The 15860-nt window shown below is 57.7% G+C and carries 16 protein-coding genes; 9 read left to right on the top strand and 7 right to left on the bottom strand.

Features of this window, described 5'->3' with window-relative positions; translation table 11 throughout:
* The first annotated feature begins 167 nt into the window (after positions 1 to 167).
* Positions 168 to 431 (top strand): cell division protein CrgA, encoded by a 264-nt coding sequence (locus QP381_RS02490; protein WP_285067709.1) that lies wholly within the window; start codon positions 168 to 170, stop codon positions 429 to 431.
* Positions 432 to 579: 148 nt separating this feature from the next.
* Here the strand turns inward: QP381_RS02490 and QP381_RS02485 are convergent, their stop codons facing one another.
* Both QP381_RS02485 and QP381_RS02480 read right to left on the bottom strand, forming a co-directional pair.
* The gene (locus tag QP381_RS02485) at positions 580 to 1434 is read right to left on the bottom strand and encodes a rhomboid family intramembrane serine protease (RefSeq protein ID WP_285067708.1); all 855 of its coding nucleotides are present in this window, start codon (positions 1432 to 1434) and stop codon (positions 580 to 582) included.
* 252 nt (positions 1435 to 1686) lie between these two features.
* Positions 1687 to 2208: a peptidylprolyl isomerase gene (locus QP381_RS02480; protein ID WP_285067706.1), complete on the bottom strand. Its 522-nt coding sequence runs from the start codon at positions 2206 to 2208 to the stop codon at positions 1687 to 1689.
* A gap of 142 nt (positions 2209 to 2350) precedes the next feature.
* On the opposite strand from QP381_RS02480, the gene QP381_RS02475 reads away from it, so the two are divergent.
* The gene (locus QP381_RS02475) at positions 2351 to 2980 is read left to right on the top strand and encodes a hypothetical protein (RefSeq protein WP_103632850.1); all 630 of its coding nucleotides are present in this window, start codon (positions 2351 to 2353) and stop codon (positions 2978 to 2980) included.
* Between the two features lie 329 nt (positions 2981 to 3309).
* Here QP381_RS02475 and QP381_RS02470 read toward each other — a convergent pair whose 3' ends face one another.
* Positions 3310 to 4182, bottom strand: coding sequence for a Cof-type HAD-IIB family hydrolase (locus QP381_RS02470; RefSeq protein ID WP_285067705.1), 873 nt, complete (start codon positions 4180 to 4182; stop codon positions 3310 to 3312).
* Positions 4183 to 4334: 152 nt separating this feature from the next.
* Between QP381_RS02470 and QP381_RS02465 the strand changes: the two genes are divergently transcribed.
* The 6 genes from QP381_RS02465 (at position 4335) to QP381_RS02440 (ending at position 10620) form a co-directional block, all read left to right on the top strand.
* Positions 4335 to 6077, top strand: coding sequence for an adenosylhomocysteinase (locus tag QP381_RS02465; protein ID WP_285067704.1), 1743 nt, complete (start codon positions 4335 to 4337; stop codon positions 6075 to 6077).
* Positions 6070 to 7371 (top strand): amidohydrolase family protein, encoded by a 1302-nt coding sequence (locus tag QP381_RS02460; protein ID WP_103632851.1) that lies wholly within the window; start codon positions 6070 to 6072, stop codon positions 7369 to 7371. Before QP381_RS02465 ends, QP381_RS02460 begins: the two co-directional genes overlap by 8 nt.
* A complete protein-coding gene (locus QP381_RS02455) occupies positions 7368 to 7901 on the top strand; it encodes a cupin domain-containing protein (RefSeq protein WP_103632852.1) in 534 nt (177 codons plus the stop codon). The genes QP381_RS02460 and QP381_RS02455 overlap by 4 nt, the downstream gene beginning before the upstream one ends.
* A 124-nt stretch (positions 7902 to 8025) precedes the next feature.
* Positions 8026 to 8895 carry an ABC transporter substrate-binding protein gene (locus QP381_RS02450; protein WP_103632853.1) on the top strand — a complete coding sequence of 290 codons (870 nt, stop codon included), beginning with the start codon at positions 8026 to 8028 and terminating at the stop codon, positions 8893 to 8895.
* Positions 8896 to 8998: 103 nt separating this feature from the next.
* The gene (locus tag QP381_RS02445) at positions 8999 to 9847 is read left to right on the top strand and encodes an ABC transporter permease subunit (protein WP_103633003.1); all 849 of its coding nucleotides are present in this window, start codon (positions 8999 to 9001) and stop codon (positions 9845 to 9847) included.
* A complete protein-coding gene (locus QP381_RS02440; protein WP_103632854.1) occupies positions 9847 to 10620 on the top strand; it encodes an amino acid ABC transporter ATP-binding protein in 774 nt (257 codons plus the stop codon). The genes QP381_RS02445 and QP381_RS02440 overlap by 1 nt, the downstream gene beginning before the upstream one ends.
* A gap of 110 nt (positions 10621 to 10730) precedes the next feature.
* On the opposite strand, the gene QP381_RS02435 is transcribed toward QP381_RS02440, so the two are convergent.
* Positions 10731 to 11387: a hypothetical protein gene (locus QP381_RS02435; RefSeq protein WP_006680628.1), complete on the bottom strand. Its 657-nt coding sequence runs from the start codon at positions 11385 to 11387 to the stop codon at positions 10731 to 10733.
* 169 nt (positions 11388 to 11556) lie between these two features.
* Positions 11557 to 12339, bottom strand: a complete 783-nt coding sequence (locus QP381_RS02430; protein WP_285067703.1) for an NADPH-dependent oxidoreductase — start codon at positions 12337 to 12339, stop codon at positions 11557 to 11559.
* A gap of 231 nt (positions 12340 to 12570) precedes the next feature.
* On the opposite strand from QP381_RS02430, the gene QP381_RS02425 reads away from it, so the two are divergent.
* A complete protein-coding gene (locus QP381_RS02425; RefSeq protein WP_006680626.1) occupies positions 12571 to 12984 on the top strand; it encodes a hypothetical protein in 414 nt (137 codons plus the stop codon).
* A 221-nt stretch (positions 12985 to 13205) separates the two neighbouring features.
* Here QP381_RS02425 and QP381_RS02420 read toward each other — a convergent pair whose 3' ends face one another.
* Entirely contained in the window at positions 13206 to 13676 is a 471-nt protein-coding gene (locus QP381_RS02420) for a response regulator (RefSeq protein WP_006680625.1), read from the bottom strand.
* Positions 13673 to 15859 carry a sensor histidine kinase gene (locus QP381_RS02415; protein WP_219585570.1) on the bottom strand — a complete coding sequence of 729 codons (2187 nt, stop codon included), beginning with the start codon at positions 15857 to 15859 and terminating at the stop codon, positions 13673 to 13675. Before QP381_RS02415 ends, QP381_RS02420 begins: the two co-directional genes overlap by 4 nt.
* Position 15860 lies beyond the last annotated feature (1 nt).

Raw genomic sequence — 15860 nt, 5'->3', positions numbered from 1 at the left:
GGAGTCAAATGGGGCGAATCGTCCTGATTGTGTGCCATCAATGCCTCCTTCCCGCGTTGCACTTTGGTTTGTCGTTACTTGGAAGACTACGCTAAAGGGGTTAGCGTTCTGCGATGCCTTTCCGAGAAGTAGTCGGCAAGGGCACCAAAGTTCAATTGAGGAGAAACGTGGCTGAGAACAAAAAGCGCAAGAATACGAAGCACCAGGTTCCTGAAGATCAGGATCTCAACGCCTGGACCGCAGGTATTCCGCTGAGCCCCAGCTGGTGGGCACCGACTTTCGTTGCCCTTCTTCTCATCGGCCTTGTGTGGCTGATGGTCTACTACATTTCTTCGGGCGTTTACCCGATTCCCGGCATCGACTGGTGGAACATGGTGATCGGCCTGGGCATCATGATGGTGGGCTTCCTGATGACGCTCCGCTGGCGATGACCTGTTGATAAAGGTTTCCCGCTAGATTTCAACAATCACAAGAGTTATCCCCAGGTGTTTCCACACCTGGGGATAAATTACATCCGTGTAACTTAGGCAATCACACAGATTGTGGATAACTCGCATAAACCTCGAGATTTCAACGAATTTATCCGAGAACCTCGAAAATTACTTCGTAGGTCAAGCCGATCAAGGCGATCGCAGCAACATACATACCCACAGTTATCCACAAGGTCTGACGTTCCTGCTTTTTCGCAGTAATTCCAGGTTTTGCACGCCCCTGACGCCAATAAATCCACGTCGCCAACGCGCCCGTGGCAAGGCCACCCACGTGCCCCTGCCACGACACATTCGGGACAATAAAACCGATCAGCAAGTTCACAAGTAAGAGGCCCACAACGGCCCTCGTATCCATACCCGACTGCTTCTGCAAAACGAACATCGCACCGAACAAACCGAACACAGCGCCGGACGCGCCCACGGTCACCGTCCCAAGCGACGACGGTTGAATCAAGACCCACGCCAAAACAAACAGCGACGCACCAATCGCACTCAGCAGATAAACAGACAAGTACCGGGTACGCCCCAACACCTGCTCAAGCTCAATACCCACCGAGTATAAAGCCAACATATTGAACGCAATATGCATGAACCCGCTGTGAAGGAACGCAGTCGTCAAGAACCGCCACACCTGGCGGTAACCCACCGCAGGGTTAAAGAACAGCCAATTCCCCACCAACGGCAACACGAAGGACAAGATGAACAACGCAACGTTGATACCAATCAGCGTGTACGTCACAACCGGCTGACCACTGGGAACACGTGGTCTGCGAACGTTCGCGCACTCCACGCACACTGAACGAACCTCGGTCCGCACCGTGCAATCAACACACATCGGACGATTGCACTTCTTGCAATAATCCACCGAACGTACACCCGGGTGACGCGGGCACTCAGGAGCCGCATACGGGTTCGAACGCTGTCCATACAAAGGCGTCGACATGCTCTATATCCTCCACACACCGCCAGAAACCAGACACACCATCCCGCTCCCGACGCTCACGAGCAACCAAAATCGCTCTTACCGTCTGAATACACCTAGGGCGGACAGACGCACGAATCCACACGGGATCCGCTCCCCCATCCGCCCCACAATGAAGAAAACGTGATCGATCAAGTGGAGGCGGCCTCGCCAATCAGCAACAATTACTCAAGCGGAAAACCACGCCGAACACGAGACACGCCAACCTCACACTCAGTCGACGATCGAAACCGACTCGATCACAACGTCATTCACTGGACGATCATTCGCGCCCGTCGCAGTCGTTGCAATCGCGTCGACAACCTTCTTCGACTCTTCGTCTTTGACCTCACCGAAAATGGTGTGGTTGCCCAGCAACCACGGGGTCGACGCAACCGTGATGAAGAACTGCGAACCATTCGTGCCCTTGCCCATACGCTTGCCAGCATTCGCCATGGCCAGCAGGTAGGGGCTGTTGAAGTTGAGTTCCGGGTGGATCTCATCGTTGAACTGGTAGCCCGGGCCACCAGTACCGGTGCCCAGCGGGTCACCACCCTGAATCATGAAGCCCGAAATAACGCGGTGGAAAATCGTGCCGTCGTAAAGCGGACGCGACGTCTTCTGGCCGGTCATCGGGTCAACCCACTCGCGCTCGCCACGAGCCAGCGTGACAAAGTTATTCACCGTGTTCGGTGCGTGGTTCGGGAACAGTTCAATGTTGATATCACCCATAGAGGTGTGCAGTGTTGCTTCCATGTCTTCATCGTCCCAGAAAAGGCGCCAAAAGGCATGATCTGGAGCCACCCGATTTTGTCGCTAGGGGTGCAGATCACAAAACTTCGGTGCACAATGGGAAGACGCGGTACAAACCGCAGCAACTATTGGAAGGATTCGGACTATGGCCAACACACCGAACTTCGACACGGAGAAACTTCGCAACGAAGCACTCCAACTGCGCGACGCGGTCGCCGTGCACGCCGGACGGGTGGCAGTGAAAGCCACCGAACTCGCTGAACAGGGCATCGACTGGGCAGCACCTCGCGCCCAAGCAGCACTGAACGAAGCAATCGACCGCGCAACACCGGTCGTCGAAGACGTCACCGCTCGCGCCGTTGACGCAGCAGACCGCGCACGCCCCGCATTCGAAAAGGCACGCGAAGAGGTCGTCGAAGACTACATTCCGCGCATCCAGCGAGCCGTCCACGAAGGTGGCGCAGCGCTCGCCGCAGAGGGAACGCCGTTGCTTGAACGCGCACGTCACGCCAGCGAAGCATCGCAGGCAGCTCTCACCACCCCGACAAAGAAGGTCATCGTGAAGAAACACCGCTTCCTCCGCGCCATCGGATGGACCGCCCTTGCAACAACCGTCGCCGGCGCCGGCTACGTGCTCTGGAAGCGTAGCCAGCCGATCGAAGATCCCTGGGCCGAAGAATACTGGGCCGACCTGGAAACGACTGTCGACCTTCCCACCACCGAACCTGAAAAGGTCGAAGGCGTCGAGCAGATTGACACCGCAACCGAAGAGTGAGCTCTCGGCGAAGTGAGTTCACTCAGAAGTGAGCCTCCGGCGCAACAAGATGACAGCGAAGTGGAATTCACGGGAAAGTGAACCCCTCGGAAGAGCGCAACTGAGCCTCACACCCCTCGCCATCACACGTTAAAGCTGGTGGTCATGCGATTGATGTCGCGTGACCACCAGTTTTGTGTTTGAGAAGCATCAGTTGTGCGTTTGTGGGTCACCAGCTTTGCTCGCGCGTTTCTCTCGTCGCGCGTCACCAACTACACCCCACGCGACACAACCACACATTTCAGGACAAAAGTGTCGCATCAAGCGCAGTCGGGGTCACTTCGCGAAAATCAGTCATCTCCTATCAGGGTGCGAACAACCTGGCCGACACCATCCTCATTGTTGGACGGCGCAATATATCGGGCTTCCGCAACAACGTCAGCGTGAGCGTTCGCCATGGCGAACGACCAGTCGGCGTACTTGAACATGGAGATGTCGTTGTGGAAGTCGCCGAATGCTGCGGTCTGCGCGGGCGTCACGCCAAGAGCGTCCTGCAGTGCGAGCACAGCATCACCCTTGTCGACGCCACGAATCTGCAGGTCAGCCCAGTTATCTCCGGAAACCGCATACTGGTGAGTGTCCGCGAAGTTCGCAAGTGTTGCTTCAGCCAGCGGGCCCACCGGGTCAAGACACATGACGGCGAGCTTCACGATGTCGTCGTCGATTTCACCGGAATCGATCATGTCGATGATCTCGTGCTGATCGGCGATTCGTTTGGTGCGGTGGTAGTAGGGCAGGACGCCGTCAACAAATAGGTCGTCCGTGCGTTCAACGTAGGCGAATTGCTTGCCACACATGACTAGGCCACCGTTGATTCCGGTTGAGACGGCGTCGCGCACCATGTCGATGGCACGGTGGAGAGTTTCGTGGTCGATGGGGCTGGATGAAACTTCCTTGCCGTCTTTCATGACAATCGCACCGTTTTCAGCGATGACTGTCATTCCGGGGCGTCCGGGGAACATGTCGAGCAACGTCCATACTTGGCGTCCTGATGATGGGGCGAACACGATCCCACGCTCATCCATGATGTCGAGGAGTTCAGGGAGTCTCTCGGGGAAGTTTTTGTCGTCATCGAGCAGGGTGCCGTCCATGTCGACAGCGACAAGACGCAGGTCGCAGTCGGTAGCGAGGGATGACAGGTCGGTGGGTTCAAGCAGTGTCATGCTTCGATTGTCCCCGATTGTTGGGGACGTATCCGACACGAAAGCTGTTCCCGGTCTCATTTCATGCGTGAGATTGTCGACGTTTATGCGATTGTGTTCGAATTCTTGTGCTCTGACTGTGCGTGAGACTACGTCTTGCTAGCGTCGTTGGTATGAAATACGTTCGTCCTTTTGCTTCGACCTCTTCTGATTCGCGTGCCATCGCGCAGGTTGTGGTGCGTCGTTTTGCGGCAACGACGAATCTGCTGGTTGCTGGTCGCTCGTTTGCGATTCTGACGTCCGCGAGCGCGTCCTCGCCATGGTGGTGCGAGGTGTACGAGGCACTGGGGTCGTTGCTCTCGGGGTTTGGCGCGCATGTCAGGTTTGTGAATTCGGTTGACGAGGCCACCGCTGACGCGGTGGTTGTACGTCCCGAAGAGGCTGACGAGCAATCGTTAGGGCACATTAGTGTGGTGGTGGGCGTGAATGAGGCGCCCGTTGTGCGTGTGAATCCGTCGCAGGTTGGCATGTATGTGAATGTGGATGAGGAGCCTGATGTTCGCCAGATTCCTCCCCACGTTCAGGTTCTTGATTCGGACGGGAAGCTTCTTCGGGATCCCTATGATCCTAAGAATGATGCGAGTTATGCGCAGCGTCGTCTGGCGTGGGCGCGATCATTCATGCCGGTGACGCGCGCGACGGTCAGTGATCTTGTAGCAACGGGCGCTCTTAAGGGTCGTCATGTCGGGCTCGCGTTGGTATTGGAGCCGAAGACGGCGGTGCTCGCTCTCCTGCTGAAGGAAGCGGGCGCGATGGTCAGCGTGTTTGGGCACGCAGATGAAACTCGGGACGATGTGGCGGATCAGCTTCGTGCGGCAGGGCTTGCCGTCTTTGCGGAGTCGAGCGCGACACCGGAGCGTGAAGAAGAGCTTGCTCGCCAGTTTCTGACCAGTGGGATCGAGTTCCTGCTCGATGATGGATCGCATCTGATCCGCATGGCGCATGACGAGACGCGCGCTCCTAACGCTCTGACTACCTTGAAGGGTGCCGCGGAAGAGACGACGTCGGGGATTCGTCCGCTTCGGGGCTTTCCGTTACGCATCCCGGTGATGGCATCGAATGATGCGCGCTCGAAGACTCTTTTCGATAACGCGTATGCGACGGGCCAGTCCTGTTTGCTGACTTCTCTGGACCTCGTTGATCCGCAGTTACAGGGGGTTCCGCTCTGGAATCAGCGTTTCGTGGTTGTGGGCTACGGCGATGTTGGCATGGGCGGTGCTCGCTTTGCCCGCGCGTGTGGCGCTCTGGTGACGGTGGTGGAGCTCGATCCGGTGCGCGAACTGCGCGCTCGCATGGACGGGTTCCAGACAGCCTCGCTTCTCGATGCCTGCGCGAACGCCGATTGGGTGATGAGCGCAACCGGCGAACGTGACACGATCACCCTCGAAGCCCTCACTGCAATGCCCGACGGGTGCGTGGTGACGGTATCCGGTGGCGTAACCGACGAAGTTGCCCTTTCAGAGGCTCTCAAAGCCGGTTGGACTTGGGCAGATAGCGATGATCGCGCAGTCGGTCTGCTCTACGTTCCCGCGACGGCTACAGATCCTGCTCTCCCAGGTAGTGCGCAGGGGAACGAGGCCACCCACCGCCACATCACGATCCTCGACAAGGGCGGGTGCATTAACTGCACAGCCGGCGAAGGCAATGCTATCGAAATCATGGATATGAGCTTCGCCGTCCAGGTGTCTTCACTGCGCGAACTGCTCACGCACGAGAACCCCACACACGATCCGTTATCACCAGGCGTGCACTCCCTGCCCGAGGATGCAGATAATCTGGTCGCACGGCGCACGCTCGCCCTGCAGTGGACGACCGAACCCCAACCGATTTCTTTCGCGAAGGAAACTCATGTCTAACGTTCAAGTCTGGTCTGCCGGACTGGTTATCCCGATTACCGCTCCGTCCGTCATGGATGGCGCTGTCGCAGTGAAAGATGGTCGCATCGAGCACGTTGGGGCGCGCGACTGGGTTCTGGAAACGCTGGCCGAGCGCGGACTGTCATATTCGGAGCGACACTTTGATGGGGTTTTGCTTCCCGGCCTCGTGAATGCGCACACGCACCTGCAGTACACGGGAATGGCCGAAGTTGGTGTCAAGCAATACAGAGGGATGCCCGACTGGATCAGCGGGTTCAACGCCGTCTACGACGCAGGCGGTTTGGATTGGGGTAAGGATGCGTCGACCGGCGCGCACATGCTCCTCGAAGCGGGCACGACCAGCGCCGCCGACGTAGTGACCGATCCCGAAGCCGCGTCCGCACTTCACAACGCTGGCTTACACGGCATCGCCTACTGGGAGGTCATGGACTGGACGAACGACGACTGGAAAGAGCGTGGGCCCGCAACCGTCGAGAAGGCTCTCGACGCGATGCCCACCCCTCCTGCCGTCGGCATTTCGCCACACGCCCCCTACTCACTCGAAGCTGACCCACTACTCGATCTGCCCGACTTGGCGCGCAGACGCGGAGTTCGACTGCACATTCACCTCGGTGAATCACACTCGGAAGCCGAATGGGCTGAAGGCCGCACGGGCGAACTCTCAGACCTCTGGCGCACTGGTGACTCGTCGTCGTTCACGGCGATGCGCGCTCGCGGTGGCGGTTTCTCAGCGACGCAGTTCGTTGACCAGCTGGGCGTTCTCGGCCCCGACTGCCACGTTGCGCACGGCGTGTACATGACGGCAGATGATCGTCGCCGTCTGCGTTCTCGTTCGACTGCCGTGGCGCTTTGCCCGCGTTCGAACCGTGTCATTGGTTTGGATGCGCCACCCGTGGCCGCCTACCTCAATGAGGGCAATATGATTGCTGTCGGCACCGACTCGCTGTCATCGTCGCCCTCGCTGGACGTAATGGAAGATGTTGCCGTCCTGTTCGATATCGCACGCAACCAGGGGTATCGCGCGTCCGACCTGGCACGTAGGTTACTCAACGCCGCAACACTAGGGGGTGCGTGGGCCATGGGACTCGCGACGGGACCGGATCGCGTCGGTCAGCTTCAAGCGGGCGCGGTGGCAGACCTGTGCGTCATCGATGTCCCTGTTTCCGACATCACGGGCTCAATCGAAGACGTTGTTCGCTACGGCGCGGGTCGCCAAGTTGAAACAGTGATCGCAGGTCAGGTCAGGTTCTCGCGCGACGGAAGCCTCCGATGACCGATCAGCTAGACGTTTCCACCGAGGCGATCGGCCTCGTGAACTCTCTTTGCCTTGAGCCACACCCCGAGGGTGGCTGGTTCCGCAGAACATGGACAGCGCCCGCGGTCGTGGAAACGGAGGGTGGGCGACGAGCGACCGCGTCCGCGATCCTGTTCCTGCTCGACCAGGACATGGAAGCCCGCTGGCACGTCGTCCGCTCCGATGAGTTGTGGCTCTGGCATGGGCCGGGCGCGCTCGAAATCCAGTTCGGCGGAACCGGGGACGCGCCATGCAACCAACCCGAAACCATCATCTTGGGTGCACCCCAGGTTTCGACGGGGAACGAGGCCGGAACCCAGTCCGCATCGCCTTCACCTGATCAGGCCGGAACACCGCAGGTGCCCACCGACGCGGCGAACCCTGTTCAGGTCCTGGTGAAAGCAGGAACATGGCAGCGAACGTTCGCACGCGATAGCGTTGCATTGGCAACGTGTGTTGTCTCACCCGAATTCACCTACGAAGACTGGAGACTCGCAGAAAACGTGTGATTTTCTTGTCACAAACGTCCGTGAAGCAAGATTGCAGACGAATCTGTACATGGTCGCCCCGTAGGCTGAAGAGGTCGCGGAAAACTGCGACTGAGTTTCCCATCAGGCTAACTGGAGGCATGTGATGCGCCGTTCTGTCCGTTCATTCTCCGCTCTCGCGCTGGCAACGTCTGCTGCACTGTTCCTGAGCGCATGCTCGGGTTCTGCTGACACCTCGTCGGAATCTGCCACATCGGTCGCCACTCAGTCTGGTGCGCTTGAAACCGTCACCCCCGGCAAGCTGACCATCGCCACCGGCGAACCAGCCTACTCCCCGTGGGTTATCGATAACGCTCCCGAATCCGGTGAAGGCTTCGAAGCAGCCGTCGCATACGCTGTCGCCGAAGAACTCGGCTACAGCAAGGAAAACGTCCAGTGGACCCGCGCAACCTTCGATTCGTCGATCGCTCCGGGCGCAAAGGACTGGGACATTAACCTTCAGCAGTTCTCCATCACGGACGAGCGTAAGCAGGCCGTTGATTTCTCCAGCCCGTACTACACGACCTCTCAGGCTGTTGTTGCCATTGAAGGCTCCGCTGCTGCCTCCGCTCAGAGCATCGCAAAACTGAAGGATGTTCAGTTCGGCGTTCAGGCCGGCACCACCTCGCAGCAGTTCATCACGAACACGCTTGGTGATCAGCTGTCCAAGCAGGCTTCGATCTACAACAACTCCGACGACACTCTTGCTGCCCTGCAGAACGGCCAGGTTGACGCGATCGTCGTCGACCTTCCGACCGCGTTCTACATGACCAGCGCTCAGATCGATAATGGTGTCATTGTCGGCCAGTTCGAGGCCACCTCCGATGGCGACGATTATGGCATTGTTCTGCCGAAGGGATCGAAGCTGACCGCAGCCGTCACCGCAGCCGTTGATTCCCTGCGTGACAAGGGCACCCTTTCTGAACTCCAGTCCAAGTGGCTCTCTGACACTGTCGCGGTCCCGCTGATCAAGTGACGTTTCGTCAACCGCAGTTTGACTGCCGGCTCGGACGATAGCCGGCACTGATAACGAAGGACAATACGTGTCCCCAGCAGTAAACACTGATGCTACCGACGTGATGGCCGGGCTCCCCGTTTCTGACGTGGAGCTCGGCCGTCGCGCGTATCGGCGTAAGCGTGCAACACGATCGATTCTGATCTCCATGGCCTCGACACTGGTCTTCGCACTGGTCATGTGGTTCGTTATCACCCGCTCTCCCGGGTGGGAACGCACGCAGGAAACCTTCTTCTCAGGCGAGCACTTCATCAAAGCGCTCCCGCAGGTTGCCGAAGGCTTGTGGCTGAACATCCGGATTCTTCTGGTGTCCGTCATCGGCGTTGCCTTCTTCGCAACGTTGTTGGCTGCGGCACGCACTTTGAGTGGCCCGATCTTCTTCCCCGTCCGATTCTTAGCGGCTGCGTACACGGATATTTTCCGCGGTGTCCCGTTCCTGGTGGTTCTTTACCTGATTGGCTTTGGTATTCCGGCACTCAACCCGACAACGCGCATCCCAGTCGCGTTCTTGGGCACGGTCGCGCTGATCCTCACCTACACGTCATATGTTGCCGAGGTCCTGCGCGCAGGTCTGGAATCGGTTCACCCGTCCCAGCGTTACGCTGCGCGTTCGCTTGGCTTGACGCACGGCCAGACTTTGCGCCACATCATCGTCCCGCAGGCAATCCGTAAGGTCACGCCGGCATTGATGAATGACTTCATTTCAATGCAGAAAGACGTCGGCCTGATCTCGGTCCTCGGCGCTGTCGACGCGATCCGCGGAGCGCAGATCTACCAGGCAATGACGTACAACTTCACCTCGTACGTCGTTGCTGGCCTGCTGTTTATCGTCATGTCATTCCCCTTCATCCGCTTGTCTGACTGGTACACGGCACGCCTGCGCCAGCGCGAACAAATGGAAGGCACCGTCTGATGAGCACCCCCACAGCCCACGTTTTTTTGAACGCCGCAAGCACGCCCGTCCTTGAAGCCAAGCGCGTCGTCAAACGATTCGGCGACAACGTCGTGCTTCGCGGGCTGAACCTTGCAGTCAATTCGCACGAAGTCGTCGTCTTGCTCGGCGCATCCGGCTCCGGTAAGTCCACACTTCTGCGCTGCGCCAACCTGCTTGAGCGCGTTGACGACGGCCAGATTTTCCTTGCTGGCGAAGACATCACTGATCCGTCAGTGAACGTCGACAAGGTTCGTTCACGTATCGGGGTTGTCTTCCAGCACTACAACTTGTTCCCCCACATGTCCGTTCTTGCCAACGTCACTCTGGCGGCACGCAAGGTCCACGGATGGGATCGCGAAAAGGCTGACCAGCGTGGCATGGAACTTCTCAGCCGAATTGGTTTGGAAAGCAAGGCGAAGGAATTCCCCGATCGTCTGTCCGGTGGCCAACAACAGCGCGTCGCTATCGTCCGCGCGCTTGCCACCAACCCCGAACTACTTCTGCTGGACGAGATCACATCCGCACTTGACCCCGTCTTGGTCGGCGAAGTTCTGGACCTCGTCCGCGAAATCAAAGCGCAAGGATCAACGATTCTCATGGCCACGCACGAAATTGGCTTCGCGCGCAACGTTGCAGACCGCGTTGTCTTCCTTGAGCACGGTCGCATCGTCGAGCAGGGAACACCCTCGCAGGTGATCGACAATCCTCAGGAAGACGCGACTCGAGACTTCCTGTCACGAATCCTGCACTAACGCTGTCAGGTACGTGCAGGAATAAAACATGGATGTGGGGCTCCGCGCCAAGGCGCGGAGCCCCACATCCATGTTCAGGACATGTGTTGGGCGAGAGCCCATAACCCCCGCTAGATAATGGACGAATCGGTGACGAACGCGGGTCCGTTATACCCGGACTTGCCAAGCACATTCAGCATCGCGCTCATCAATTCGGTGTGGGACAGGAAGCCCTGTGAGTAGTCCGCGTGCACGATCTCAATTGCCGCCATGCCGTGAACGTCATGTACCGGCTGAGTGGAAAAACGAGACAGCAACAGCATTTCAGCTTCAGCCAAATCGGTCGGGGAACCGAAAAACCAGGTACGCGCTTCCTTCCTACCTTCGATCTCGCCGATATACATGTGGGTCATAATCACACGATTGCCGGCCTCGACAATGTTCTTCCCCATGCGGGTAAAGAGCGAGATCTTTGCGCCCGAATCGAAGGAGGATTCAATCAACGAGTACGCAAAGGCACCGAAACCACGAACAATCAGAGCGTCTGCCAAGTCACCGAGGACCTCGTCAGGGAAAGGCTGTTCGGTGAAGTAGATGCCCTCACCAGCGCGCTCGCGCCCAGTGTTGATATCTCCCTTGCCGAGAATCTCCATATCGTAGCCAGCATCATCCAACGCATCTCGGACTGCTTCAATCTTGGTTTCCGGATAGGGATGAAGTACTGCCGAGTTGGCTGAGTTTCGCTCGATAAAAACGTAGGTCGAGAATCCGTAGGCGAAGCCTTCCATGTCGCACATCCTCAAGGTCGTTGTGTCACCCGCATTGTTGTGCGAGAAACTACCGTTGTTTATCTCATTCGATGTCATTGAATGAAACGCCCCCGAATTGCTTCAGGTGTTGCGTGGCGCTTACATCAAATCTGTTGAGATTGAATGTACTCGAAACAATGGTTTTTGTTTAGAGGTCAAACCCCTGCTTGTGGATAACTCTCAGAATGTCTGAAACCTGTGCACCGCCGATACCAACTTTGGTACGTACGAGAGTAGAAAATGACTCGACGCGCTTGGACGTATCACGCAGGTCGTAGTACTCGGTGATCGCCTGGTCGTATTCAGCCAAAGCTTCTTCATACGAGTCCAAGCACGGATACGTGTTATCGGCGACCGTGACCGACAGGGGCAGGCGAGGCTTGTACTGAGGCGACTGGTCGGGGTGGCCAATGAGCAAGCCGAGGACAGGGAAGGTTAGCTTCGGCAAGTTAAGGGCCTCGATAACCAGTTCCGGATTCGCGTGAATTGAGCCGAGGTAGCACGTTCCCAAGCCCATCGATTCAGCAGCGACAACAACGTTTTGCGCGCTGAGCAGAGCATCGTGAAGGGCGGTGAGAAACAAGTTGACCGTGTGAAGTGGGGCGTCTGCGATCCCCGCTTCTTCGCGAATTCGCGCATTGCGGTACTGATCAGCGACAAAAACCAGAAGCTCGCCTTTCGTGCCACCAACATATGGCTGTCCGGAAGCCTGATGGAGCTTCTCACGAACCTCAGGATCCGTGATCCGCAGGATGGTGCACTGCTGAAGGAATGAAGAAGAGGCAGTCTGACGTGCAACCTCAAACAGTGTTGTCAGTTCTTCTTCGGTAAGCGCCCTGTCAGTGAAAGCTCGGATTGTCCGGTGCCCAAGCTGAGTGGCAATCGTGTCGTTTTCGATGGGTGCTGATGGGCGGGTATTCAGATCAACCATGTCCTTCTCCATGTTCTTCGAGGCTCTTGCAAAGCATCTACGCTTTCGACGATGATCGGGTGATACACGCACGATGCAGGTCAAATCTATTCCGATACTTTCCGCCTGATTTTACTGGTCTTTCCTTAATCTTTAGGTCTTGGCAATGATGAATGAAAGGTCACGTTTAAAATGGGACTCAAACGTGACCTCTGCGGATTTTCAAGAATAATGCACCCGTATGATTGAAAGATGATGAAGAAAACCTCTATTTCTCTGTGCACAATTGCTCTCGCAACCGCTCTTCTTGCAGGTTGCTCGTCAGCTTCAACCGAGACCGCCGATTCTTCGGGTTCCGCTGCAACGTCTCAGTCCGCTTCCGCGTCGACCCAGATGCTGACCATCGAAAAGGATCCCGCAACCATTTCCGGTGCGCTGGTGACTCTTCCGATCAAGCGCGTCCTGATTCTCAAGGTTGATCAGGTAGCTGCCGCACACTGGACCGGCACCGTTGAAGACGCGTCGATCGCAGAGTTTGTTGCCGGCACCGATTCCGATGCCCCGATGATCAAGCCTCTGGCTGAAGGCGACACGACCGCAACACTGACCTCCCCCGAGGGTGAAACCATCACCTTCGACCTGTCGGTTACTCCGGGCGCTCGCTGAGTCGATCACCTGAACTCAATACGACTGTCCTCGGGGGCGGGTTGCTACGACAACCCGCCCCCGAGTTTCATATGGATGCACCCACCACACCGAGCTCCACGGGGCTCATCAGCCAGAAGACACCTGCACAACTCGTCGCAATGGCAACGAATACAGTCTTAGCTGAAACGACGCGGGGCCGGGGTGCAACGCCCCCGGCCCCGTCCTCGTGAATACAGAAACTAGCGGATAGCCTCCATGATTCGCACACCATCGAGAAGTGGCATGTACGGTAGCGGATCAACCTCAGCCTCAAGGACAAAACTTGTCAACTGATCACGCACAACGGCGCGTAGAGCATCTGCATCCCACGGCTTGGAAATGTAGTGGTCCAAGCCTGCTTCGTTCAGTGCACGGATCGTGTCATCTTGATCAGCCTGACCGGTAACCAAGACCGTGCGAGCCAGCTCGAAGCGATAGTCCTTCGTCAGCTCAATGAGGAAGTCAACGCCGGAACGACCGGGCAGCCGATGGTCCGACAAGACCAACGCCAACTGATCGTCGTCCGCCTCGATATCTTCCACCGCAGCCCACGCATCGTCCGCATCTTCGGCGACCTCAAGCCTGATCTTCGACCAGAATTCTTCAAGGTCACGCTCGATCGCGTCGCGCACGTCTGCTTCGTCTTCGAGAACCAGAATTGCCAGTGTCATCGTTCTACCTCCATTGGTGTGGACGCTTCGTGGGTTGAATGGTCGGCGGGGGAATCTGCGCCGGTCTGAGAAGAATGGGTACCAGTGACACTCTCAGTAGCAGAATCACCAATCATCGGGAATCGGGCTGTCATCACCGTACGCCCTGGGCGAGATTCAACAGTGAGCTCGCCACCGTGGTCGGCAATGATCGACCGAACAATGGACATTCCCATGCCTAAGCCGAATCGAACCATGCCCGCCTTCGTGGTGAAGTGTGGTTCAAAAATCTTATCCACCAGTTCCGGCGAAATGCCAGGCCCGTTATCGCCGATGACGACGCAGACGTGACCATCCTCAACCCGGGTGGTGATGTCGATCTGCGCGGGGGCTTCACCGCGGGCAGGCGCACATTCTTCACCTTTCGCTCGCCGATCTTTGATAGCGTCGCGCTCATCGTCAATCGCTTCGGCAGCGTTGACCAGAATGTTGGTCCACACCTGCTGAAGCCTCGAGGGAATCCCCATGATCGGTGGAACATCTTCCTCGTCGCGGGTAACGACGATGTCACGCATCCTGTATCCGGTCAACCGAATAACGTCATCGACTCCTTCACGCACATCGATGGGGTGCAGTTCTACCGCGTCGGGACGCGCGTACCCCTTGAGCGACTTCGTCAGATCGATGACGCGGTCAGAGGCTGCGCGAATAGAACGGAGCGATGAACCGATCCTTGAACCGGATTCGACGACATTAAGCGCCTCGTCTCCCCCGCGCGCCAAAGCTTTGGCCGTCGCAGCCTCCGTCACGCCGGCAAGCATGAGGCGACGCGCCAAGCGCCGGTCTCCGCCCGCCGAAGACAAGAGCGACTTCACAATTTCGCGTTCCGTGGCCGTTGAGCGAGGAGGAGCTTCCAACGCAGAGCGCATGGACGTGCGCGCTGGCTCAAGCGATGGCGACGTAGACAAAACACGGTCGATGTCTTCATTTAAGTGTTCTGCCGCGCGCGCCAGCGCAGTGATCGGATTATTCAGTTCGTGCGCTATGCCTGCCGACAGTTCGCCGAGCATCGCGAACCTCGCCTTATTGACCAATTCCGCCCTGGTGCTTCGAAGGTCTTCAAGTGTGCGCGCCAATTCCTGCTTCTGCCTCTCAAGGTCGGCGGCAAGCATCGCGTTTTCCAAGTGGAGGTCTTCGGCGCGCATCAGTCTGCGAGTCAGCGACTGAATCGCAAGCGCGGCCAGAGGGGTCGCGAGAGACGGTTCTTCAAGCAACGCAATCGACAGCTGTTCGTGGGTCAGCCGGACAACTCGGGCCGTCGACGTTGCAGTCGCCGTGAAGAATGCGTTTTCTCGTCGAGCAAGGGAGACGAGACCAATGAGAGGGCCGGATGATGCAAGGTGCGCAAGGACTTCCCCGCCATTGGAATCACGGTGCAGTGAAACATCGCCGTCGAGCACAAGGTGGACAGCGCCAACCGGCTGGCCCTGAACGGCAAGTTCCGTTCCTGGTTCAATAACGAGGCGCGGTCTGGGACCCAGAACCTTTTCAACGCCAATAAGAAGCTCGCGAACAACATCATGCTCGCTGTGATCAAGGCCTGTCAGCAACGGACCGCGTACGGCGTTCGCTGGTGGATCACCGAGAAGAAGATGGATCTCGTCATCAGTTCGACCGTCTGCTTCAAGGTGGCCCACCATCGTCGAATATGACTGGCCCAGAAGAAGCGGAACAGTCCAGGGAACCGAAATCACGGACGCCAAACGGTCGGACGTGGTCGCTCGTGCCAAGTCGGTGTGCTCGTCCTGATCCGTCACCACCAGCCAGCGGGTGGGCTCCAGAATTGGACGACCGTCCATTTGATCCAGCAGATCATCGATCTGAGTGACTTCGGACGTCACCAGACCTAAGACCACGTGGTCAGCCGGGCCCAGGGAGGCATCGTAAATATTCAGGTCAGCGCCAGAATCGATGCGATCCAGACAAAGATTCGGGAATGCGATCCCCATATCCGTTGTCAGTTGGCGAGCAAGACCCCTCGAGTCATCACCGATGACAAGGATGTGGACGTGCGCATCCTGCTTGTGCCCTCTTTCGCGGACATTCGAGCGCTCCCACGGATCTTGCTTGTTCAGCACACAATTATGCAGACCTCGCGGGGCCTCGCCCCCGGGCGGAACTGAATCAGAACCCACGGTGACCATC

Source organism: Pauljensenia sp. UMB6358, from assembly GCF_030216865.1.
GTDB lineage: Bacteria > Actinomycetota > Actinomycetes > Actinomycetales > Actinomycetaceae > Pauljensenia > Pauljensenia turicensis_A.
This window is presented reverse-complemented; position numbering and strand designations above follow the sequence as displayed.